Source organism: Paraburkholderia sp. 22099 (genome assembly GCF_052045835.1).
In the GTDB taxonomy this organism is placed as follows: Bacteria; Pseudomonadota; Gammaproteobacteria; order Burkholderiales; family Burkholderiaceae; genus Paraburkholderia; species Paraburkholderia terricola.
This window is the reverse complement of record NZ_JBQEPU010000016.1, coordinates 138,951-161,844: the sequence shown is the minus strand read 5'-3', so window position 1 is coordinate 161,844 and position 22,894 is coordinate 138,951. Positions and strand designations below refer to the sequence as shown.

Here is a 22,894-nt window from a genome sequence, read left to right as displayed (position 1 = left end):
TCCGACCTGCCGCAAACCCCCGCCATTGCTGGCTCTCCCGCTTCCCGCGCCCCGCTGTCCGAGGCACGAAAGAGCGAGATTCTAGCGACCCCGAACGGGCCTTGCAAGCGTTATTTTGACAAACGTATTAACGATGTTTGAAAACCGGTTTGCGCTTCTCCACGAAAGCGGCCATCCCTTCTTTCTGGTCTTCCGTCGCGAAGAGCGAATGGAATAGGCGGCGCTCAAAATGCACGCCTTCCGCAAGCGTCGTTTCATATGCGCGGTTGACCGACTCCTTCACCATCATCACTGCCGGCAGCGGAAACTCAGCGATGGTCGCAGCTGCGGCGATGGACTCCTCGATCAGAGATGCGGCAGGAATGACGCGCGAAACGAGTCCGGCACGTTCGGCTTCCGCGGCATCCATAAAACGTGCGGTCAAGCAGAGGTCCATCGCTTTCGCCTTTGAGACGGCGCGCGGTAGCCGCTGCGTGCCGCCGGCACCCGGCATGATGCCGAGCTTGATTTCCGGTTGACCGAACTTTGCTGAATCGGCGGCAAAAATGATGTCGCACATCATCGCCAATTCGCAGCCACCGCCGAGGGCGAAGCCTGCCACCGCTGCAATGATCGGCTTGCGGATGGAGCGCACCGCTTCCCAGTTGCGCGTGATGTAGTCGCCTTTATAGACGTCCATATACGTATAGGTCGACATCATGCCGATGTCGGCGCCCGCCGCGAACGCCTTCTCGCTGCCGGTAATCACGATCGCACCGATGGCGTCATCACCATCGAACTCGCGCAGTGCCTTTCCCAACTCGTCCATCAGCGCATCGTTCAAGGCGTTCAGCGCCTTCGGACGATTCAACGTGACCAAACCGACCCGCCCTCGCGCCTCAACCAGAATATTTTCGTAAGCCATGCCCGCCTCCTAATCGATTAGTTCCCGCGCGAAAACGCTTCGCGCCGTCGTTCCAGTAATGCTACCATTCACAAACCAACCGGCCGGTCAATTATTCGACAGGGTTTTCTCAACGCACAGCCAAGCTCTCTGCCATGACACCCCCCCTATTCGCGAAGCACGAAGACACGTTGCAAAAGGCCCTCACCGCCATCGAGACGCGTGGCTACTGGAGTCCGTTCGTCGAGATGCCCACTCCGAAAGTGTACGGGGAAACAGCTAATGCGGACGGCGAAGCCGCCTTCAAAGCACATCTGAACAAAGTCTTCGAACTGGACCAACCGTCCACCGGAGAAACCGTCGGCGCGGAGGTCTCGCCGTTCGGGTTTCCGCTCGGCGTGCGCTATCCGAAGGCGGATCCCGACGCACTCATTGCCGCAGCCGCCGAGGCGCAGCGCGACTGGCGTGGAGCCGGTCCGCAGGCATGGGTCGGCGTATGCCTGGAAATTCTGGCGCGCGTGAATCGCTCCAGCTTTGAAATCGGCTATAGCGTGATGCACACAACCGGGCAGGCATTCATGATGGCCTTTCAGGCCGGCGGCCCGCACGCACAAGACCGCGCGCTTGAGGCGGTCGTGTATGCGTGGGACCAACTGCGCAGTATTCCGGCCGACGCCCACTGGGAAAAACCGCAAGGCAAGAACCCGCCGCTCTCCATGCACAAGCGTTACACCGTCGTACCGCGCGGCACGGGCCTCGTACTCGGCTGCTGCACGTTCCCGACATGGAACGGCTATCCGGGCCTTTTCGCCGATCTCGCCACCGGCAACACGGTCATCGTCAAGCCGCACCCCGGCGCAATCCTGCCTCTCGCGCTGACCGTACGAATCGCGCGTGACGTGTTGCGCGAAGCCGGTTTCGATCCGAACGTCGTCACGTTGCTGGCCACCGAGCCGAACGACGGTGCACTCGTCCAGGATCTCGCCGTGCGTCCGGAAATCAAGCTCATCGACTTCACGGGTAGCACGCAGAACGGCACGTGGCTCGAGCGCCATGCGCACCAGGCGCAGGTCTATACCGAGAAAGCCGGCGTCAACCAGATCGTGATCGATTCGGTCGACGACATCAAAGCCGTTGCCCGCAACATCGCCTTCTCACTTGCGTTGTATTCGGGCCAGATGTGCACGGCGCCGCAAAACATCTATGTGCCGCGCGGCGGCATTCGCGCCGCTGATGGCACCCTGAGCTTCGACGAGGTCGCGCAAGCCATTGCCGGCGCGGTGCAAAAACTGGTGGCCGACCCGGCCCGCGCAGTCGACCTGCTTGGGGCGATTCAAAACGACGGCGTCATCCGGCGCATCGAGGAAGCGGACCAGCTCGGCCGCGTTCTGGTCGAAAGCCAAGCGCTCGAACATCCGACTTTTGCCGGCGCGCGCGTGCGTACCCCGCTCGTGCTGCAACTGGATGCCGCCCATGATCACGCCAGCTTCACGAAGGAATGGTTCGGCCCGATTTCGTTCGTGATCGCCACGGATTCGACCGCACAATCCCTCGACCTGGCCGGCGCAATCGCCGCCGAGCACGGCGCGCTGACACTGTCGGTCTATAGCACCGACGAAGCCGTGCTCGAAGCTGCTCACGAGGCATCGATCCGCGGCAGCGTCGCACTGTCTATCAATCTGACGGGCGGCGTATTCGTCAACCAGTCGGCGGCCTTTTCCGACTTCCACGGCACCGGCGCAAACCCGGCGGCCAATGCCGCGCTGACCGACGCCGCCTTCGTCGCCAACCGCTTCCGCGTGGTTCAAAGCCGCGTTCATGTTGAACCCAAAGCAGCGCCGGCGGTAGCTGGCTGAACGACATAAGACGGAAGCACAGCGTTCGTCTTATGCCGTTTGGCCGAATGGACCGCGCTGTACGCCCCAACTAACATGAGACATCGAATCGGCATCTCGCGCCGATTCCTTTCGGCAGGAACCCATATGAACGACGCTTTCATTTGCGACGCGATTCGCACCCCAATCGGCCGCTACGGCGGCGCCCTGAAGGATGTCCGCGCCGACGACCTCGGCGCGGTGCCGATCAAGGCACTGATCGAGCGCAATCCGGGCGTCGACTGGCGAATGCTCGACGACGTGATCTACGGTTGCGCCAATCAGGCCGGCGAAGACAACCGCAACGTCGCGCGCATGTCTGCGTTGCTGGCCGGTTTGCCCACGGAGGCGCCCGGCGCAACCATCAATCGCCTGTGCGGCTCGGGCATGGATGCGGTCGGCACCGCCGCTCGCGCGATCAAGGCGGGCGAGGCGCGTCTGATGATCGCCGGCGGCGTCGAAAGCATGACGCGCGCGCCGTTCGTCATGGGCAAGGCCGGCAGCGCGTTTTCGCGGCAAGCCGGGATCCACGACACCACCATCGGCTGGCGCTTCATCAATCCGCTGATGAAACGCCAGTACGGCGTGGACTCGATGCCTGAAACCGCGGAAAACGTCGCTGTCGAATTCGGTATCAGCCGCGCGGACCAGGACGCGTTTGCCCTGGCAAGTCAGCAAAAGGCGGCCCGCGCGCAGCGCGACGGCACATTGGCTCAGGAAATCGTCGGCGTTGAAATCGCACAGAAGAAAGGCGATCCCGTACGCGTGACGCTCGACGAACATCCACGGGAAACTTCGCTCGAAAGCCTGGGCAAGCTCAAGGGCGTGGTTCGTCCGGACGGCAGCGTGACCGCCGGCAATGCGTCAGGCGTGAACGACGGCGCATGCGCACTGCTGCTCGCGAACCAGCAAGCTGCCGATCAATACGGCCTGCGTCGTCGCGCGCGCGTGGTGGGCATGGCAACGGCGGGCGTCGAGCCGCGCGTCATGGGCATCGGGCCGGCGCCGGCTACGCAAAAGCTCATCAGGCAACTCGGCATGACGCTCGACCAGTTCGACGTAATCGAACTCAATGAGGCCTTCGCATCACAGGGCCTAGCCGTTCTCCGCACGCTCGGTCTGCGCGATGACGATCCGCGCGTCAATCCGAACGGCGGAGCGATTGCGCTTGGCCACCCGCTTGGCGCATCGGGCGCGCGTCTGATCACGACCGCGCTGTATCAACTCGAACGAAGCAATGGCCGCTTTGCACTTTGCACGATGTGTATCGGCGTGGGCCAAGGCATTGCGTTGGTGATCGAGCGGCTCTGACGGCGGCACCGCAGCGCCCATCGATCAAAGACACTTTGAGAGGAGACACCCAATGTCGTATGAAGCGATCCGCGTGCACATCGACGCATCTAATCATGTTGCGACCATCACGCTAAACCGCCCGGACAAGCTCAATAGCTTCACGCGCGCAATGCATCAGGAACTGAGCGCGGCACTCGACGAGGTCGAAGCCTCCGGCGCGCGCGCCCTCGTCCTGACCGGCGCGGGACGCGGCTTCTGCGCGGGCCAGGACCTGGCGGACCTCGACTTCACGCCCGGCGCGATGACCGATCTGGGGGCACTGATCGATGAATATTTCAATCCGTTGATTCGCCGCCTGCAAGCGCTGCCGCTGCCAGTGATCGCGGCAGTCAACGGCACGGCTGCCGGCGCCGGCGCCAACCTCGCGCTGGCTTGCGACCTTGTGCTCGCGGCCCGCTCCGCAAGCTTCATTCAGGCTTTCGTGAAGATCGGCCTCGTGCCGGACTCCGGCGGCACCTGGTTTCTACCGCAACGCATCGGCATGGCGCGAGCCTTGGGGCTCGCCATCACCGGCGACAAACTGGGGGCGGAGAAAGCCGAAAGTTGGGGCTTGATCTGGCAAGCCGTCGACGACGCGGAGCTCGCCTCCAGCGCGGCGCAACTCGCTGCAACACTCGCACAGCAACCAACGCGCGCGATTGCCGCGATCAAACAGGCGATGCGCGCCGGCGCAACGCAAGCGCTCGATCAGCAACTCGATCTGGAGCGCGATCTGCAACGCCAACTCGGGGCGTCCCACGATTACGCGGAAGGCGTGCAAGCCTTCGTCGAAAAACGCGCGCCGCGTTTCGAGGGCCGCTGACATGTCCACGCAACCAAACCGTCCCGAGCAGATGACGCCGGATGAACTCGCCCGCGCAACCGCCGCCGCCATGTACGAGAACGACGCATGCAGCCGGGCGCTCGGCCTCGAGATCGTCGAGGTGCGCCAAGGCTATGCGCGTCTGCGCATGGTCGTGCGCGACGATTTTCTGAACGGCCATCAGATTTGCCACGGTGGCCTGATTTTCACGCTCGCCGATTCGGCGTTCGCGTTCGCCTGCAACACGTACAACATCAACACGGTCGCATCCGGCTGCTCGATCGAGTTTTTGCGGCCGGTTGAAGGCGGCGACGTGCTGATAGCGGAGGCCATCGAGCAAACACTGAGCGGCCGAACCGGCATCTACGATATTCGCGTCACGAACCGCGCGGAGGAAACCGTCGCAATGTTCCGCGGTAAGTCCGCGCAAATAAAAGGCAAGCTGATTCCCACGGGCGATTAATCGGCCGAGGGCGCGGCAATCAGGAGGCAACCGTACGCCAACCACCCGGCCGCCCCGCAGCAAATCCACAAGAGATTGCGCGGCACCGCGCCGGCTCATTGGCACCACGTCCATAAATTGCAGACAGTCCCCGGTTTTTTGCGCGAGCGCGCCGCACACCAGACTCAAGCATTGAGGCAGCAAGGAGACATTCGATGACTACCGCCCTTCCGCTCGATCCGATCGAGACCGCCAGCCGCGACGAACTTGCCGCGCTTCAACTCGAACGGCTCAAATGGTCGCTGAACCATGCGTATGAAAATTCGCCGGTGTATCAGCGCAAATTCGATGAAGCCGGCGTTCACCCAAGCGAGGTGAAAACGCTTGCGGACCTGGCGCGCTTTCCCTTCACCACGAAGAAGGATCTGCGCGACAACTACCCGTTCGGCATGTTCGCGGTGCCGCAGGAACAGATCTCACGAATCCACGCGTCGTCCGGTACGACCGGCAAGCCGACCGTGGTCGGCTACACGGCGCGCGATATCGATACGTGGGCGAATCTCGTCGCGCGTTCGATCCGCGCCGCCGGCGCGAAGCGCGGCGACAAGGTTCACGTGAGCTACGGCTACGGTCTCTTCACGGGCGGCCTCGGCGCGCACTACGGCGCGGAGCGCGCAGGGCTCACCGTGATCCCGTTCGGCGGCGGCCAGACCGAAAAGCAGGTGCAGCTGATTCAGGATTTTCGGCCCGACATCATCATGGTCACGCCGAGCTACATGCTTTCGATTGCCGACGAGCTCGAGCGGCAAGGCATCGATCCGGCGACTTGCTCGCTGCGTCTCGGCATCTTCGGCGCGGAACCGTGGACCAACGACATGCGCCATGCGATCGAAAAGCGCATGGGCATCGACGCTGTCGATATCTACGGCTTATCCGAAGTGATGGGGCCCGGCGTGGCGTCGGAGTGTGTGGAAACGAAAGACGGCCCGACCATCTGGGAAGACCATTTCTATCCCGAGATCATCGACCCTGAAACCGGCCAGGTGTTGCCGGACGGCGAACTCGGCGAACTGGTGTTCACGTCGTTGACCAAGGAAGCGCTGCCGATCATTCGCTACCGGACTCGCGATCTCACGCGCCTCCTGCCGGGCAGCGCCCGCACCATGCGTCGAATGGAAAAAATCACCGGGCGCTCGGACGACATGATGATCGTGCGCGGCGTGAACGTGTTCCCGACGCAGATCGAGGAATTGCTGCTCAAGCAGCACGCTCTCGCGCCGCACTACCAGATCGTGCTCACCAAGGAAGGTCCGCTCGACGTGCTGACGTTAAACGTGGAGCCCTGCCCGGAGACGGCGCCTGACACCGTCGCGTTGAACACGGCAAAGCAGGCGCTGGCGTACGACATTAAGGCGCTGATCGGCGTAAGCGCCGTGGTGAATGTGCTGGCGGTGAACGGGATCGAGCGCTCGGTGGGAAAGGCCCGCCGGGTAGTGGACAAGCGTAAGTCGGGGCTTTAGGCCAGGCGGCCGGCGCCGCACCCAATTGCGGCGCCGGGACTGCAACGTTAGCCAACGTTAGGCACTTCAATGCCCACGCGACACGCGGCGGCCTTGCCTCTGGGAAAACCGCCGCGCTCGCCACAGTTAACCCATCACGAATTCGGCAGCAACAACCACATCCGGCCACCCTGCTTCATCTTGCCGGCCAAATCGCCGGCGTCGTCGCCCAGCCCCCAGAAGTAATCGGCGCGCACGCCGCCCCTGATCGCGGAACCCGTGTCTTGCGCGAAGACGAGGCGATTCATCGGCGAGTTCGTCAGCGGACGCGTGGTCTGCAAGAACACCGGCGTACCGAGCGGAATGGACGCCGGATCGACCGCGATCGACCGCTCCGGCGTCAGCGGCACACCGAGCGCGCCGATCGGACCGTCCGCGCCGCCGCCAGGCACGCTCTCGCCCGACGGCATCTCCCGGAAAAACACGAAGCGCGGATTGGTATCGAGCAACGCATCGACCCGCGCCGGATTCGCGCGCGCCCATGCCTTGATTCCCTGCATGGTGGCCTGCGAAGGCGTGAGTTCGCCACGATCCAGCAGCCACCGCCCGATCGACTTGTACGGCTGATTGTTGGTGCCGCCAAAGCCGACCCGCATCACGCTGCCGTCTTCCATCACGATGCGCCCCGAGCCTTGCACTTGGAGGAAAAACGCTTCGATCGGGTCGTCGACCCACACCAGTTCGTTACCGTTGAGCACGCCGGAACGCTCCAGTTGCGCACGCGCCGGCAGCGGCGCACCCGCACGATAACCGGACGGCCAGCGATACAGCGCCGTTTGATACACGCCGTGCCGCGTACGCGAACCGCGCAGCAACGGCTCGTAGTAACCGGTGACGAGACCGTCGAGCGTGCCGTCGTTATTCGCTAGCTGGAATGGCGTGAAATAGGCCTCGAAAAACGCCCGCGCACTGGTGACGTCGAGGTCGTCGATTTGCGACGCCGCGGCACAAGCACGAGCCCAGTTCGATTGACGTGCCAGCCTCACGCAGTTTTGCCGCAAAGCGGCCGTCGCGCCGATCAGCGAATCATCCTGCCAGCCCGGCACTTGCTGCCAGGCCACCGCCGTGAGCCGCGCCGGGGCAATCTGCCCGGGTATGATCGCGGCGCCCGTGGGCGGCGAGACCGAGGGCCGTACCGCGCCGCCGCCGCCGCAGGACGCCAGCATCACCGCAACCGAAAGCGCCCCGAGCCACGCTCCGGCCGTGCGGACAAAACGCATACAATGTTCGTTCTTGATGGAAACCGCCATGTCTGATCTGTTCGACGAATACCCAATGCTCATCTTCGCGCTGGAATCGCTTCTCGCGCTCTTCCTGCTCGTCTTTATCGTTGTGTGGACGTCGTCAGGCAAGAAGAAAGCCGCACGCGCCAACGATAACCAACAGTCCAAGCAGCAAAAAACGCGGTAAAGCTGGGCGCTCAACCGCGCAATGGACTGTTTAAAGACCGCGGGCCACGCCCCCGGTTCAATGCAACGTGCGCGGCATGCGCAAGATGAACTCCGGCACTGGCGCATCGAAACGCTCACCGTCTTCCGCCACGCAAAAATACTCGCCGCGCATCGTGCCGACCGGCGTGGCGATAACCGCCCAACTCGTATATTCGAAGTGCTCGCCCGGTTTGAGCAGCGGCTGATGGCCGACCACGCCCAGGCCCTTCACTTCCTGCACGTTATTGTCGCTGTCGGTAATCACCCAATGACGCGCAATCAACTGCGCGGGCACCTGGCCGCTGTTACGGATAGTCAGCGTGTATGCGAACGCATACTGGCGGTGCTCCGGGTCCGACTCTTCGGGCAGATATTGCACCCGCGCCGAGACGCTGAATTCGTACTGGCTCATCGTGATTCCGATCTGGTGAAACAGGTGTGAAAAATCGCGGAAAGCCCTAGCGCCAATGGTTTGCGGGCGCATCGGCGAAGCGGCGCTTGATGGATTGGCATTCTGCTTCATGCGCGGCACGCCCGCAACCGGACAAATCCTCTGGCCAAGGGCGACTCAGGCGTTTTGTCACCTGGTGTATCACCCACGCGGTTCGAACCGCAGCCGGCCTTGGACCGCCCGTCAGCCATGCGCGAACCGTACTCGCGCCACGCGCAAGCCGCCTGCAAGCCGCCCGCAAGCCGGTTCAGAACCGCACAAAACGGTAAAATAGCGCTTTCCCGCTTGCCTCCGCCTCCCGCCATGACGCAATTCCGCATCGCACCCAGCATTCTGTCCGCCGACTTCGCGCGCCTCGGCGAGGAAGTGCGCAACGTCGTCGCCGCCGGCGCCGACTGGATTCACTTCGACGTGATGGATAACCACTACGTGCCGAACCTGACCATCGGCCCGCTCGTCTGCGAGGCGATCCGCCCGCACGTGGACGTGCCGATCGACGTGCATCTGATGGTGCGCCCGGTCGACCGGATCGTGCCGGACTTCGCGAAAGCCGGCGCGAACCTGATCAGCTTTCATCCGGAAGGCTCCGATCACATAGACCGCACGCTTTCGCTGATTCGCGACCACGGCTGCAAGGCCGGCCTGGTGTTCAACCCCGCCACGTCGCTGAATTATCTGGACCATGTGATGGACAAGCTCGATCTCGTGCTGATCATGTCGGTGAATCCGGGCTTTGGCGGTCAATCGTTCATTCCCGAGGCGCTCAACAAGCTGCGTGAAGCACGCAAGCGGATCGACGCCTATAAGGAAAAGACCGGCCGCGAGATCCATCTGGAAGTGGACGGCGGCGTGAAGGTCGACAACATCGCCGAAATCGCGGCAGCCGGCGCCGACACGTTCGTGGCCGGTTCAGCCATCTTCGGCGCGCCGGATCACAAGGTCGTGATCGACAAGATGCGCGCCGCGCTTGCCGGCATCGAGCACTGAAACCCGCCGCCATGACTGCTCCGTTTCCCGCCCCGGCGTTCACCGGCCCGCGCCTTCAAGCCGCGATCATCGACCTCGACGGCACGATGGTCGACACCGCGGACGATTTCACCGCCGGCCTGAACGGCATGCTCGCGCAACTCGACGCACTCGAAACCTCGCGTGAGGAAGTGGTCGGTTATGTCGGCAAGGGTTCGGAGCATCTGATCCGCAGCGTGCTCGCGCCGCGTTTCGAAACGGCCCACGCACAGGATCGCTTCGACGAGGCGCTCGCGCTCTATCAGGCGGAGTACGCGAAGATCAACGGCCTGCATACGCGCTTGTATCCCGACGTCGAAGCCGGCCTGATCGCCATGCGCGACGCCGGCCTCAAACTCGCCTGCGTGACCAACAAGCCGCACCGGTTCGCGGTCGACTTGCTGCGGCAGTACGGGCTCAGCCAGTATTTCAGCGTCGTGCTGGGCGGCGACAGCTTGCCGAAAAAGAAGCCGGACCCGCTACCCATGCTCACGGCCGCGGCGCAACTCGGCGTCGAACCGCAAGCCACGGTCGCGATCGGCGACTCCGAAAACGATGCGCTCGCGGGCCGCGCGGCGGGCATGGCAACGCTTACCGTGCCATACGGCTACAACCACGGCCAAGCTATACAAACAATAAAATCCGATGGTATAGTTGCCTCGCTGCTGGAGGCCGCCAAGGCAATCGCAGCGCACCAATCCACGACTTGAAAAGTCCCTCATCCTCATGTTTCTGAATAAAAAACGGAGTCTGATTAGCATCGACCGGGGAGCCTGGCCCTGGCGTCGCTGGTCGCGCTAACCTCCTCTGAGGTACGCTGAAGTTCGTCTTCGGCAACCGTTTTTTACTTCGCTGCGCTCACGCGTTTTTTTCCATCGTCTTGTTTCGCTGCACCGGTTGATTCAGCCCGCGTGTACCCGCAAAGTACATCTGTGCGCTGACATTCGCTGCACGCGTCGATGGGAAACTCGCGCCGGTCGGTATCATCGTATCGAAACGTCGAACGAACGGCTGACCGGCCGCGCAATGCCCCGCTTTGTCCGACGCGCGCTGCCGCCGGACCTACGAACAGGATCGGAACATGACCGAACTCGAATTCCAGTCCCTCGCCAACGAGGGCTTCAACCGCATTCCGCTGATCGCCGAGGCGCTCGCCGACCTCGAAACGCCGCTTTCGCTGTACCTGAAGCTCGCGCAGAGCGAGCGCAACGGCGCCAACTCGTTTCTGCTGGAATCGGTGGTGGGCGGCGAGCGCTTCGGCCGCTATTCGTTCATCGGACTGCCGGCGCGCACGCTACTGCGCACCCGCAACGGCGTGTCGGAAGTGGTGCGCGACGGCAAGGTGGTCGAAACGCACGAGGGCGATCCGCTCGAATTCATCCAGCAATTCCAGGGGCGCTTCAAGGTGGCGCAGCGCCCGGGGCTGCCGCGTTTCGCGGGCGGCCTCGCGGGTTACTTCGGCTATGACGCGGTGCGCTACATCGAGAAGAAGCTTGCGCATACCGCGCCGAAAGACGATCTGAACCTGCCCGACATCCAGTTGCTGCTCACCGAGGAAGTCGCGGTGATCGACAACCTCGCGGGCAAGCTGTACCTCGTGGTCTACGCCGACCCGACGCAGCCCGAGGCATACACGAAGGCCAGGCAGCGTCTGCGTGAATTGCGCCAGCGTTTGCGCACGACCGTGCAGCCGCCGGTCACGTCGGCGAGCGTGCGCACCGACACCTACCGCGAATTCGCGAAAGACGACTATCTGACCGCCGTGCGCAAGGCGAAGGAATACATCGCCGCGGGCGAGTTGATGCAGGTGCAGGTCGGCCAACGTCTGACCAAACCGTACCGCGACAATCCGCTCTCGCTGTATCGCGCGCTGCGCTCGCTGAATCCGTCGCCGTATATGTACTTCTACAACTTCGGCGACTTCCATGTGGTCGGCGCGTCGCCGGAAATCCTGGTGCGCCAGGAAAAGCGCGGCGAGGACCGCATCGTCACGATCCGGCCGCTCGCCGGCACGCGTCCGCGCGGCAACACGCCGGAACGCGACGCCGAGCTCGCCACCGAACTCCTGAACGATCCGAAGGAAATCGCCGAGCACGTCATGCTGATCGACCTCGCGCGCAACGACGTGGGCCGCATCGCGCAGATCGGCTCGGTGGTCGTCACCGACAAGATGGTGATCGAAAAGTACTCGCACGTGCAGCACATCGTAAGCTCGGTGGAAGGCAAGCTGAAACCCGGCACCACCAATTTCGACGTGCTGCGCGCCACCTTCCCGGCCGGCACGCTGTCGGGTGCGCCGAAGGTCCGCGCGATGGAACTGATCGACGAACTCGAACCCGTGAAGCGCGGCCTGTACGGCGGTGCGGTCGGCTACCTGTCGTTCACCGGCGAGATGGATCTGGCCATCACGATCCGCACCGGCGTGATCGCCAACGGCAATCTGTATGTTCAGGCGGCGGCGGGCGTGGTCGCGGACTCCGTGCCCGAGTCCGAATGGCAAGAAACCGAGAACAAGGCGCGCGCGGTGCTGCGCGCCGCCGAGCAGGTGCAAGACGGCCTCGACAGCGACTTCTGACCGGAGACAGACCATGCTGCTCATGATCGACAACTACGACTCGTTCACCTACAACCTGGTGCAGTACTTCGGCGAACTCGGCGAGGACGTGCGCACCTACCGCAACGACGAAATCACGCTGGACGAAATCGCGAGGCTCAACCCCGAGCGCATCTGCCTGTCGCCGGGTCCGAGCAATCCGCAACACGCCGGCATCACGCTCGACGTGCTGCGCGAATTCGCCGGCAAGACGCCGATTCTCGGCGTGTGCCTCGGCCATCAGGCGATCGGCGAGGCGTTCGGCGGCCGCGTGGTGCGCGCGCAGACCATCATGCACGGCAAGGTGAGCACGATCGAAACCGACTGCAAGGGCGTGTTCGCCGATCTGCCCAGGCACTTCGCCGTCACGCGCTATCACTCGCTCGCGATCGAACGCGAGTCGCTGCCCGAGTGCCTGGAAGTGTCCGCATGGACCGAGGACGGCGAGATCATGGGCGTGCGCCACAAGCAACTCGCGGTCGAAGGCGTGCAGTTCCACCCGGAAGCGATCCTGTCCGAACACGGCCACGCCTTGCTCGAAAACTTCGTGAAACAGTCGAAGTCCGCCGTCACCCACCGCACCGCTTGATGAAGAGAGACGACATCATGTCGATTACGCCCCAGGAAGCGCTGCAACGGACCATCGAGCACCGCGAGATTTTCCACGACGAAATGCTGCATCTGATGCGGCTCATCATGCGCGGCGAACTCTCGCCCGTGATGTCGGCGGCGATCATCACCGGCTTGCGCGTCAAAAAAGAGACCATCGGCGAAATCACCGCCGCCGCCACGGTGATGCGAGAATTTGCCCGGCACGTCGAGGTGCAGGACAACTCGAATTTCGTCGATATCGTCGGCACCGGCGGCGACGGCTCGCACACCTTCAACATTTCCACGGCGACCATGTTCGTCTCCGCCGCGGCGGGCGCCAGGGTTGCGAAGCACGGCAATCGCGGCGTGTCGAGCAAGTCGGGCAGCGCGGACGTGCTCGAGGCGCTCGGCGTGAATATCGACCTGCAGCCGGAACAGGTGGCGGCGTCGATCGCGGAAACCGGCATGGGCTTCATGTTCGCGCCGAACCATCATCCGGCCATGAAGAACATCGCGCCGGTGCGCCGCGAACTCGGCGTGCGGACCATCTTCAACATCCTCGGGCCGCTCACTAATCCGGCCGGCGCGCCGAATCAGCTCATGGGCGTATTTCATGGCGACCTCGTCGGCATTCAGGTGCGCGTGATGCAGCGCCTCGGCGCGAAGCATGTGCTGGTGGTGTACGGCATGGACGGCATGGACGAAGTCTCGCTCGGCGCGGCGACGCAAGTCGGCGAGTTGCGCGACGGCCAGATCCACGAGTACGAGATTCACCCCGAGGACTTCGGCATGCAGATGGTGTCGAACCGCACGCTGAAAGTGGCCGACGCCGCCGAATCCAAGGTGATGCTGCTCGAAGCGCTCGACAACAAGCCCGGCGTCGCGCGCGAAATCGTCACGCTGAACGCGGGGACGGCGCTCTATTCGGCGAACGTGGCCGCGTCGATCGCGGACGGCATTCAGCTCGCACGCGAAGCGATCGCCAGCGGCAAGGCGCGCGCGAAGGTCGACGAACTGATCCGCTTCACCCAGCAATTCAAGCAGTCATTTTCGTAGCGAGATACTCATGAGCGACATCCTCGACCGCATCATCGCGGTCAAACGCGAAGAAGTGCGCGCGGCCGAACAGAGCGCGCCGCTCGAAGAACTGCGCCTCGAAGCGTCGGCGCGCGATATCCGCGATTTCGTCGGCGCATTGCGTGCGAAGCACACGGCGGGGCTCGCCGCGGTGATCGCCGAAGTGAAGCAGGCCAGCCCGTCGAAGGGCGTGCTGCGCGAGCACTTCGTGCCGGCCGAGATCGCGCGTTCGTATGAGAAGCACGGCGCGGCCTGCCTGTCCGTGCTCACGGACGTGCAGTTCTTCAAGGGCAGCGTAGCGTATCTGCAGGAAGCGCGCGCCGCGTGCGGCCTGCCGGTGCTGCGCAAGGACTTCATCGTCGATCCGTACCAGATCGTCGAAGCCCGCGCGATGGGCGCCGACGCGATCCTGCTGATCGCCGCCGCGCTCGATACCTCGCAGATGCAGGACCTGGAAGCGCTCGCGCATTCGCTGGGCCTCGCAGTGCTGGTCGAGGTGCACGACAGCCGCGAACTGATGGAAGCGCTCACGCTGAAAACGCCGCTGATCGGCATCAACAACCGCAATCTGCGCACCTTCGAAACGTCGATCGAGACGACCATCGGCATGCTCGAATCGATTCCCGACGACCGCATCGTCGTCACCGAATCGGGCATCCTGTCGCGCGTCGATGCCGATCGGTTGCGGGCGATGGACGTGCATACGTTTCTCGTCGGCGAGGCGTTCATGCGTGCGGAAGAACCGGGCGTGGAACTGGCCCGGATGTTTTTCTAGGCGCGGCGTCGGCACACGGCAGAGGTAGCGGAGCACGTCATGGGCATGGAACGCGAAATCAAGCTGGCGCTGCCGGCGAGTCAGGTGAAAGCGGCGACGCAGTGGTTCGTCGAGCGCACCGGTGAAGCGGGCCGCGCGGTCAAGCTGTCGAATATTTACTTCGACACGCCTCGGCTGACGCTCGCCAGTTCGAAAAGCGCGCTGCGTCTGCGGCATACGCCGGACGGCTGGTTGCAAACGTTCAAGACGGTGGGTCTCGCAAAGGGTGGTCTGCACAGCCGGCACGAATGGGAGATGCCCGTGGCAGGCGAAAAGCTGGAGATCGACGCCTTGCTGCACGAGTGCGACGAGCCGGCCGCCGGGCAAGCGCTGCGCCAGGCTGCGCCGGAACTGATCGAACTGTTCCGCACGAATTTCACGCGCACGCTGTGGCATGTCGAGATCGACGGATCGGAAGTCGAGGCCGCGATCGACCAGGGCGACGTTGTGGCTGAAGTGAACGGCGAACTCCGCCGCGCGCCGATCTCCGAAATCGAGCTGGAACTGAAATCCGGCGATGAAGCCGCACTGCACGCGCTGGCGGCGGAACTCGGCAAGCAGGTCGCCGGCCTCGCTCCCGACGACATCAGCAAGGCCCAACGCGGTTATCAATTGCGAGCGAACTGACTCCGCGGCACAAACCCGCACGGCAAACGCACCTTGAGCCCCAACGCGTTTGCTGCGACACTTCCCCGCCATGACCTCCGCATCCCGCACCCGCTCCACGCCGTCGCAGGCTTCGCTGTTCGGCGACGCTCCGGCCACGCCGGCCAACGCAACCGCTCAGCCGCACGCACAGCCAACGACCACGCTCGAAGCCCAATTCGACGCCCTGCCTCCCGCATGGCGCGCGCACCTCAAACCGTTCATCGAAAGCGACGCCTATGCGCCGCTATGCCGTTTCGTCGACGGTGAGCGCGCCGCCGGCAAAACCGTCTATCCCACCGACGTGTTCCGCGCATTGCGCCTCACCAGCCCGGACGACGTGAAAGTCGTCATCCTCGGCCAGGACCCCTACCACGGCGAAGACCGCGGCACCCCGCAAGCTCACGGACTCGCGTTTTCGGTGCCGCCCGCCGTGCGTCCGCCGCCCTCGCTGCGCAACATCTTCAAGGAAATCGCCGCGAGTCTCGGCTACGAGCCGCCGCGTCACGGCTGCCTCGACGCATGGGCCAGGCAAGGCGTGCTATTGCTGAACACCGTGCTGACCGTCGAGCGCAATGCCGCCGCGAGTCACGCGAAACGCGGCTGGGAAAAATGCACGGATACGCTGATTCACGAACTGGCGACGCGCCACGACGGCCTCGTGTTCATGCTGTGGGGCGCGCATGCGCAGGCCAAGCGCGCGCTGCTCGGCGGCAAGTCGCATTACGTGCTGGAAGCGCCGCATCCGTCGCCGCTGTCGGCGCATCGGGGCTTTCTCGGCTGCGGGCATTTCGCGGCGGCCAACGAGTATCTGGCGAAGCACGGCCGCCAACCGATCGACTGGCGCTTGCCCGACGAAGCGCAGACGCTGGCTTAAGCGCTCACGAATGCCACTCGCGCCGGCGACACGGGCCAACGCCTCGAAGGCATAAAAAACGCCACGGAATTCGCATTCCGTGGCGTTTCTTCATTCGTCGCCGCTGCGCTCACATGCAGCGGCGCAACCCTCGCAGCTTACGCGGCAGCGATCGCTTCGCGCGCGGCGGCCAGCGCGGCGCCGGCTGCGTCCGGGCCCATGTTCAGGCCTTCGGCGTAGATAAAGTTGACGTCGGTCATGCCGATGAAGGCGAGGAAGGTCTTGAGATACGGCGTCTGGCTGTCGCCCGGCGTGCCCAGATACTTGCCGCCGCGCGCCGACACGACGTAGACCTTCTTACCCTTCACGAGACCTTCAGGACCGTTCGCCGTGTACTGGAACGTGATGCCGGCGCGTGCGATGAAGTCGAAATACGTCTTGAGCTGCGACGAGATGCCGAAGTTGTACATCGGCGCGCCGATCACGACGACGTCGGCGGCTTGCAGTTCGGCGATCAGCGCGTCACTGCGCGCGGCGATCGCGGCTTGCTCCGGCGTGCGCTGGTCGGCGGGCGTGAAGAACGCGCCGAGCACGGCGTCGTCCAGATGCGGCAGCGGTTCGGCTTGCAGGTTACGGACGACGACTTGCGCGCCCGGATTCGATTGTTGCAGCTTGGCGGTGAGTTCGTTGACGAGGAGCGTCGAGTTCGCGCCTTGCGAGCGGGCTGCCGAGTTGATTTGCAGGATCGTGGTCATGGTTGACTCCAGTGGGGGCGCGCAGTGTTGCGCGAGTGGAGCCATTGTGTTTTTTTACCGACCCGGGAAAAAGCCATTGAAAGGCGACGGATTGTTGCACTGGTAGAACAATCCGCCACCCTCAGCCGCCGATTGACGGCACTACGGATTACGATCAGCTTGCCAGCCAGCGCTCGCGGGCCTTGCGCGCGGCGGGCCGCCTGTCGCTGATCGTGAGCTTGTAGCGCGTCGCCTCAGGCCCGTCCAGCTTGACTTGCGCGGCGCGCAGTTCGTCGCGGCGAAAGGCATGGATTTCCACTTTTGCGCCGGGCAGATAGCGCGACAGCAGCGCGTCGAGATTCGAGCCGGTCACGCGCAGGCCGTCGAGCGCGATCAGCACGTCGCCGGCCGAGAGGCCCGCTTTCTGCGCGGCGCTGCCGTCGTGAACCGCCGTCAGCGTGCAATCCGCCCCGCCGCGCACCCGCGCACCGAGCGACGGTTTGCCGTTCTTGTCGAGATCGGGCGCGAGCGTCACGCCGAACGGTTCGAAAAGCGCGTCGAGCGGCAGATCGTGCGTGCCGTGCACGGCTTCGGCGAACAGTTCGCCCAGTTGCGCGCCGGTCGCTTCGGCGAAAATCGCCTCAATCTCGCTTTCCTCGACGCCCACCGGTTTGCCGCGATAAAAGTCACGGCCGAAACGCTGCCACAGCAGACGCATCACGTCGTCGAGCGATTTGCGGTTGCCGGTTTGCGCGCGGATCGTCAGATCGAACGCGAGCGCGACGAGCGAGCCCTTGGTGTAGTAGCTGACGATCGCGTTCGGCGCGTTTTCGTCCTGCCGATAGTATTTGACCCACGCGTCGAACGAGCTTTCGGCGACGGTCTGCTTCAGGCGGCCACTGCCGCGCTGCACGCCGCCGATCACCTTGCCGAGCATGCCGAGGTAGTCGTCCGGCGAAATCAGGCCGCTGCGCACGAGAATCAGATCGTCGTAGTACGAGGTGAAGCCCTCGAACAGCCACAGCAGCGACGTGTAGTTCTCCGCGTTCAGATCGTACGGCGCGAACACGGCCGGCTTGATCCGCTTCACATTCCACGTGTGGAAGTATTCGTGGCTGCACAGACCGAGGTAGGTCCGGTAGCCTTCCGTGAGCGCCTCGCGGCCTTGCACCGGCAGATCGCCGCGATTGCAGATCAACGCGGTCGAAGCGCGATGTTCGAGTCCACCGTAACCATCGGCGACGGCCTGCGTCATGAAGACGTAGCGGTCGACCGGCGCTTTCTTCGACTTCGGCTCGAACAACGCAATCTGCGCTTCGCAGATGCGCTTGAGGTCGGCGGAGAGCCGCGCCATGTCCAGCCCGACCACGCGCCCGGCGATCACGATGTCGTGCGGCACGCCATGCGCCTTGAAGGTGGCAAGCTCGAACTCGCCGAGCGTAACCGGATGATCGATCAAATCATCGTAGTTCTGCGCGCGATACTCGCCAAAGCCGTAACGTTTCGTGCCGCGCGCTTCCGGCAGCGCGGTGGCGACGCGCCAGTTGCGATACGCGGCGCCTACCGGCTTCTGGATATCGACCACGCACGGCGCGTCCTCGTGGCCGAGCGGCGAGAGAAACACGCTCGTGCCATTGAAGAAACCCGTCGTATCGTCGAGATGCGCCGCGCGCACCGACAAATCCCACGCATACACCTCATAACGCAGCGTCAGCGCGCCTTTGACCGGCGCGGCCCGCCACGTGTGCTTGTCGGTCTTTTCGACACGCACCTTGCGGCCCGCCTCGTTGAAGGCGCGCAGCGTGACGATGTTGCGCGCGAACTCGCGCACCATGTAGCTGCCCGGAATCCACACCGGCAGCATGAAACGCTGGCCTGCCGGATCGGGATCGGCGACGGTGACGGTGACTTCGAACAGATGGGCGGCGGGTTGGCTGGGAACGATGCTGTAGCGGATCGGCTTCATCGGGGATCGGAAGATTCGAGGCGGGATGTTCGGGGCTTGATGTGAAAGGAGGCGCACTCCGCGCCTCCTTGCTTCGATGTGCTGCCTTGCTCGGTTTCGGCGCTCAATGCACCGCGGACAATTCCTTGTTCAGGCGGTCTGCGGGCACGGCGCCGGGCAAGCGGCGGCCGTCGGCGAGGAACACCGTGGGCGTGCCTTCGACGTTCATCGCGCGGCCGAGCGCCAGGTTCTTGTCGATCGCCGCGGTATCGCAGGTGCCGGCGGCGGTGGGCGCCTGATGGTCCTGCATCCACGATTCCCATGCCTTCGCGCGGTCGGTCGAGCACCAGATCGACTTCGATTTGGCGGTCGAATCCGGCGACAGCACCGGGTACAAAAAGGTGTAGACGGTGACATTGTCGACCGATTTGAGCGTGGTTTCGAACTGCTTGCAGTACGGGCAGTTCGGATCGGAGAACACGGCGATCTTGCGCGCGCCGTTGCCCTTCACGACCTTCACCGCGTTCGCGAACGGCAGGCTCGCGAAATCGATGCGGTTGGTTTCCGACAGACGCGCTTCGGTCAGATTCTTGCGGCTCTTTGCATCGACGATATCGCCGAGCATCAGGTAATCGCCGTTCGCGTCGCTATAAATGATCTGCGTGCCGAGGTTCACTTCGTAGAGGCCGGCGATCGGCGATTTCGTCACGCTCTTGATCGTGACGTCGGCGAGACGCGTTTGCAGCGTGGCTTTGAGCTTGTCGGTGGTCTGGTCGGCCTGCGCCGAGCAACCGATCGTGACAGCGGCAATGGCGAGCGCGGCGGCCACCATGCGAAAGGGGTTTTTCATGCTGAATTCCTGAGTTCTATCGCGCGTATTGCGCGTTGTGCGACATGCGCGTTTGCTACGTCTTGATTTGCGACGTGCGCGTTGTGCGACGGTTCCGGTCTGACCGCAACGGCGTCCGTCCGTGCATGATACCCGTCTCGCCGCGCCGGCCATGCGAGGTAGCGCGCGTTACCCGAGCGCGGCCGACACCAGCCAGCGCTTGATGAACGGCTGCGCGCCGACGAAGGCCATGCCCGTATTGCGCAGCACCTTGGCGAACGGGCCGGGAACGGAAAAGAGCTTTTGCAGGCCGTCGGTGGCGATCATCAGCGCGCGGATGTCCTCGCGGCGGGCGCGCTCGTAGCGGCGCAGCAGCACCATGTCGCCGAGATGGCGAAACGACTCCTTGCCGGCGACGGTTTCGGCGAGCGCCGCGACGTCGCGCAGACCGAGATTCATGCCCTGTCCCGCCAAAGGATGAATCAGATGCGCGGCGTCGCCGACCAGCGCGACGTGCGGCGCCACCAGCCGGTCGACGGTTTGCAGCGCGAGCGGGAAGCCCTTCGCGGGCGTCACGCATTCGAGCGCGCCGAACTGGCCGCCCGTTACGCGTTCCACTTCGGCGGCGAGCTGCGCCGGATCGAGCGCGACGAGTTGCTCCGCGTGCTCGGTGCGCGCCGACCAGACCAGCGACACGTGGCCGTCCGGCATCGGCAGCAGCGCGATGATCTCGCCGTCCCGGAACCATTGGTAGGCGGTTTCGCCGTGCGGCTTGTCGGCCTTGAAATTCGCGACCACGCCGGTCTGTTTGTAATCGCGCCGGTTCATCTTCGAACCGATCTGTGCGCGCACCCACGAATGCGCGCCGTCCGCGCCGACCACCAGATCGGCTTCGAGCACGTTGCCGTTGGCGAGGCCGACGCTCGCGCCGTCGGCGGTAAAGTCCAGCGCCTGCGCACGCGTGTCGATCCAGGTGAGATTCGGCTGGAAGCGCAGCGCCGCATCCAGCGCGCGCTCGATCACCGACGACTCCACGATCCACGCCAGTTGCGGCACCGAGGCCTGAAACGCGGAGAAATGCAGTTCGGCGTGCGCGTCGCCGTAGACACGCATGTCGTACACCGGTCCGAGCCGCGACAGGTCGAGCGCCTGCCAGATCCGCAAGCGCTCCAGCAAAGCCTGCGAACTCGACGACAACGCATAGACCCGCGAGTCGAAAGCGGCGCCGGCGGGCAACGCCGCGCAGGGTTGCGCGAGCAGCGCCACGCGCAGCCCGCCTTGCGTCAGCGCGAGCGCCGCGGTCTTGCCGACGAGCCCGCCGCCGATCACGGCGGCATCAAAGGTCTGGTGGTGTGCGTTCATGCGCGCATTATAGCCGTGGGGGTTGCGGGGGACGGATCGGCCGCGCGGCTTACCCGAGGCAGATCAAGAAGCCGATCCGAACGGGTTACAATTACGCCTTCCGTGACAAAACTCGCCCAGAATCGCCGAGGCAACGCCCGGTCTGGTGTCTTGTCCCGCTCCGCTGCGTTTCCTCCGCCACGCCAAACGCGAAGGCTTTTCGAATCCTGCACACAGCGTCGAGCGCATCACGCAATTTACTGAATCACTGAAGGATTTCCATGAGCCTCAAATGCGGCATCGTCGGCTTGCCCAACGTCGGCAAGTCCACCCTGTTCAATGCGCTGACCAAGGCGGGCATCGCCGCCGAGAACTATCCGTTCTGCACGATCGAACCGAACGTCGGCATTGTCGAAGTGCCGGACGCGCGCCTGAAGGCGCTCGCCGAAATCGTCAAGCCGGAGCGCATCCTGCCGGCGGTGGTGGAATTCGTCGACATCGCCGGTCTCGTGGCCGGTGCGAGCAAGGGCGAGGGTCTCGGCAACCAGTTTCTCGCGAATATCCGCGAAACCGATGCGATCACGCACGTGGTGCGCTGCTTCGAAGACGAGAACGTGATTCACGTCGCGAACAAGATCGACCCGCTGTCTGATATCGAGGTGATCAACACCGAACTGGCGCTGGCCGACCTCGCAACCGTCGAAAAGGCGCTCGCGCGCTATTCGAAGGCCGCCAAGTCGGGCAACGACAAGGAAGCGGCCAGGAACGCCGCCGTGCTCGAAAAGGTCCGCGCGCAACTCGACCAGGCCAAGCCGGTCCGCGCGCTCGACCTCTCGGACGAAGAAAAGGCGACGCTCAAGCCGTTCTGCCTGATCACCGCCAAGCCGACCATGTACGTCGCCAACGTGAAGGAAGACGGCTTCCATAACAACCCGCACCTCGACGCGGTCACGAAATTCGCGGCGACGGAAAACGCGCCGGTGGTGGCGGTGTGCGCGGCGATCGAAGCGGAAATCGCCGACCTCGAGGAAGCGGACATGGAAGTGTTCCTCGCCGACATGGGCATGGAAGAGCCGGGCCTGAACCGCGTGATCCGCGCGGGCTTCAAGCTGCTCGGCCTGCAAACCTACTTCACGGCCGGCGTGAAGGAAGTGCGCGCGTGGACGATTCATGTGGGCGATACCGCGCCGCAGGCCGCGGGCGCGATTCACACCGATTTCGAGCGCGGCTTCATTCGCGCGCAGACCATCGCCTTTAACGACTTCATCACCTATAAGGGTGAGCAAGGCGCGAAGGAAGCGGGCAAGATGCGCGCTGAAGGCAAGGAATACGTCGTGCACGACGGCGACGTGATGAATTTTCTGTTCAACGTTTGAGGTCTGGTCTCAACGCGCGGCGGACGTCGTATTGGCGCCGTCGCCGTTCGAGGCAGCCCCCGGAAGTGCCTGCTCAGCCCGCTCCAAGCGGGCTTTTTCTTTGGTCGCTCTTCACCGCGCCGGGGCACCCGCGCCGCGGCGGCATCGCGACACCGTCCCTTTCCGATTCATCGCGGCCGATGTTAAATTGCGGCATTCGGCGCCATCGAAGCAACGAGCCGCTCGTCGGCCACCGACGCCGAACTGTCATCGAACACAAATAGAATCGCGCGGTTTCATCCGCGCCCCGTTCCC

General features: G+C 63.9%; 22 protein-coding genes. 15 read left to right on the top strand and 7 right to left on the bottom strand.

What is annotated here, in order from left to right; translation table 11 throughout:
- Positions 1-127 precede the first annotated feature (127 nt).
- On the bottom strand, positions 128-904 hold the full coding sequence (locus ACTJLC_RS17315) for an enoyl-CoA hydratase (protein WP_154874887.1): 777 nt from the start codon (positions 902-904) through the stop codon (positions 128-130).
- 134 nt (positions 905-1,038) lie between these two features.
- On the opposite strand from ACTJLC_RS17315, the gene paaN reads away from it, so the two are divergent.
- The 5 genes from paaN to paaK all read left to right on the top strand — a co-directional run bounded on the left by paaN (position 1,039) and on the right by paaK (position 6,874).
- Complete coding sequence (paaN, locus tag ACTJLC_RS17310) at positions 1,039-2,739, top strand: phenylacetic acid degradation protein PaaN (RefSeq protein ID WP_440844704.1); 1,701 nt, start codon at positions 1,039-1,041, stop codon at positions 2,737-2,739.
- A 126-nt stretch (positions 2,740-2,865) separates the two neighbouring features.
- Positions 2,866-4,068, top strand: a complete 1,203-nt coding sequence (pcaF, locus tag ACTJLC_RS17305; protein ID WP_310133414.1) for a 3-oxoadipyl-CoA thiolase — start codon at positions 2,866-2,868, stop codon at positions 4,066-4,068.
- 52 nt (positions 4,069-4,120) lie between these two features.
- Positions 4,121-4,912, top strand: a complete 792-nt coding sequence (gene paaG / locus ACTJLC_RS17300) for a 2-(1,2-epoxy-1,2-dihydrophenyl)acetyl-CoA isomerase PaaG (protein WP_440844702.1) — start codon at positions 4,121-4,123, stop codon at positions 4,910-4,912.
- A 1-nt stretch (position 4,913) separates the two neighbouring features.
- Positions 4,914-5,375 (top strand): hydroxyphenylacetyl-CoA thioesterase PaaI, encoded by a 462-nt coding sequence (paaI, locus tag ACTJLC_RS17295; protein ID WP_083086437.1) that lies wholly within the window; start codon positions 4,914-4,916, stop codon positions 5,373-5,375.
- A 194-nt stretch (positions 5,376-5,569) separates the two neighbouring features.
- Positions 5,570-6,874, top strand: coding sequence for a phenylacetate--CoA ligase PaaK (gene paaK, locus ACTJLC_RS17290; RefSeq protein WP_154874883.1), 1,305 nt, complete (start codon positions 5,570-5,572; stop codon positions 6,872-6,874).
- A 134-nt stretch (positions 6,875-7,008) separates the two neighbouring features.
- On the opposite strand, the gene mltA is transcribed toward paaK, so the two are convergent.
- Positions 7,009-8,133 (bottom strand): murein transglycosylase A, encoded by a 1,125-nt coding sequence (mltA, locus tag ACTJLC_RS17285; protein ID WP_083086519.1) that lies wholly within the window; start codon positions 8,131-8,133, stop codon positions 7,009-7,011.
- Positions 8,134-8,161: 28 nt separating this feature from the next.
- Here mltA and ACTJLC_RS17280 point away from each other — a divergent pair, with 28 nt between their 5' ends.
- Entirely contained in the window at positions 8,162-8,323 is a 162-nt protein-coding gene (locus ACTJLC_RS17280) for a hypothetical protein (RefSeq protein ID WP_167363300.1), read from the top strand.
- A 57-nt stretch (positions 8,324-8,380) separates the two neighbouring features.
- On the opposite strand, the gene apaG is transcribed toward ACTJLC_RS17280, so the two are convergent.
- Positions 8,381-8,755, bottom strand: a complete 375-nt coding sequence (gene apaG, locus ACTJLC_RS17275; RefSeq protein WP_440844699.1) for a Co2+/Mg2+ efflux protein ApaG — start codon at positions 8,753-8,755, stop codon at positions 8,381-8,383.
- A 342-nt stretch (positions 8,756-9,097) separates the two neighbouring features.
- Between apaG and rpe the strand changes: the two genes are divergently transcribed.
- From rpe to ACTJLC_RS17235, 8 genes are all read left to right on the top strand, one after another.
- The gene (gene rpe, locus ACTJLC_RS17270) at positions 9,098-9,781 is read left to right on the top strand and encodes a ribulose-phosphate 3-epimerase (protein WP_073431015.1); all 684 of its coding nucleotides are present in this window, start codon (positions 9,098-9,100) and stop codon (positions 9,779-9,781) included.
- 11 nt (positions 9,782-9,792) lie between these two features.
- Positions 9,793-10,509, top strand: a complete 717-nt coding sequence (locus ACTJLC_RS17265) for a phosphoglycolate phosphatase (RefSeq protein ID WP_310133398.1) — start codon at positions 9,793-9,795, stop codon at positions 10,507-10,509.
- A 371-nt stretch (positions 10,510-10,880) separates the two neighbouring features.
- The gene (trpE, locus tag ACTJLC_RS17260; RefSeq protein WP_073431013.1) at positions 10,881-12,374 is read left to right on the top strand and encodes an anthranilate synthase component I; all 1,494 of its coding nucleotides are present in this window, start codon (positions 10,881-10,883) and stop codon (positions 12,372-12,374) included.
- Between the two features lie 13 nt (positions 12,375-12,387).
- A complete protein-coding gene (locus ACTJLC_RS17255) occupies positions 12,388-12,981 on the top strand; it encodes an aminodeoxychorismate/anthranilate synthase component II (protein WP_073431012.1) in 594 nt (197 codons plus the stop codon).
- A 17-nt stretch (positions 12,982-12,998) separates the two neighbouring features.
- A complete protein-coding gene (trpD, locus tag ACTJLC_RS17250; protein ID WP_114163580.1) occupies positions 12,999-14,039 on the top strand; it encodes an anthranilate phosphoribosyltransferase in 1,041 nt (346 codons plus the stop codon).
- Between the two features lie 10 nt (positions 14,040-14,049).
- Positions 14,050-14,835, top strand: coding sequence for an indole-3-glycerol phosphate synthase TrpC (gene trpC, locus ACTJLC_RS17245; protein ID WP_440844695.1), 786 nt, complete (start codon positions 14,050-14,052; stop codon positions 14,833-14,835).
- A 39-nt stretch (positions 14,836-14,874) separates the two neighbouring features.
- Entirely contained in the window at positions 14,875-15,501 is a 627-nt protein-coding gene (locus tag ACTJLC_RS17240) for a CYTH domain-containing protein (protein WP_440844693.1), read from the top strand.
- A gap of 70 nt (positions 15,502-15,571) precedes the next feature.
- A complete protein-coding gene (locus ACTJLC_RS17235) occupies positions 15,572-16,396 on the top strand; it encodes a uracil-DNA glycosylase (RefSeq protein WP_440844691.1) in 825 nt (274 codons plus the stop codon).
- Between the two features lie 137 nt (positions 16,397-16,533).
- Here ACTJLC_RS17235 and ACTJLC_RS17230 read toward each other — a convergent pair whose 3' ends face one another.
- The 4 genes from ACTJLC_RS17230 to ACTJLC_RS17215 all read right to left on the bottom strand — a co-directional run bounded on the left by ACTJLC_RS17230 (position 16,534) and on the right by ACTJLC_RS17215 (position 21,245).
- Positions 16,534-17,130, bottom strand: coding sequence for an NAD(P)H-dependent oxidoreductase (locus ACTJLC_RS17230; RefSeq protein WP_154874878.1), 597 nt, complete (start codon positions 17,128-17,130; stop codon positions 16,534-16,536).
- 154 nt (positions 17,131-17,284) lie between these two features.
- The gene (locus ACTJLC_RS17225; RefSeq protein WP_440844689.1) at positions 17,285-19,075 is read right to left on the bottom strand and encodes a M61 family metallopeptidase; all 1,791 of its coding nucleotides are present in this window, start codon (positions 19,073-19,075) and stop codon (positions 17,285-17,287) included.
- A gap of 103 nt (positions 19,076-19,178) precedes the next feature.
- Positions 19,179-19,904, bottom strand: a complete 726-nt coding sequence (locus ACTJLC_RS17220; protein WP_083086431.1) for a DsbC family protein — start codon at positions 19,902-19,904, stop codon at positions 19,179-19,181.
- A gap of 168 nt (positions 19,905-20,072) precedes the next feature.
- Entirely contained in the window at positions 20,073-21,245 is a 1,173-nt protein-coding gene (locus ACTJLC_RS17215; RefSeq protein ID WP_440844687.1) for a UbiH/UbiF family hydroxylase, read from the bottom strand.
- Between the two features lie 260 nt (positions 21,246-21,505).
- On the opposite strand from ACTJLC_RS17215, the gene ychF reads away from it, so the two are divergent.
- Positions 21,506-22,600: a redox-regulated ATPase YchF gene (gene ychF / locus ACTJLC_RS17210; protein ID WP_073431004.1), complete on the top strand. Its 1,095-nt coding sequence runs from the start codon at positions 21,506-21,508 to the stop codon at positions 22,598-22,600.
- The last annotated feature ends 294 nt before the right edge of the window (positions 22,601-22,894 follow it).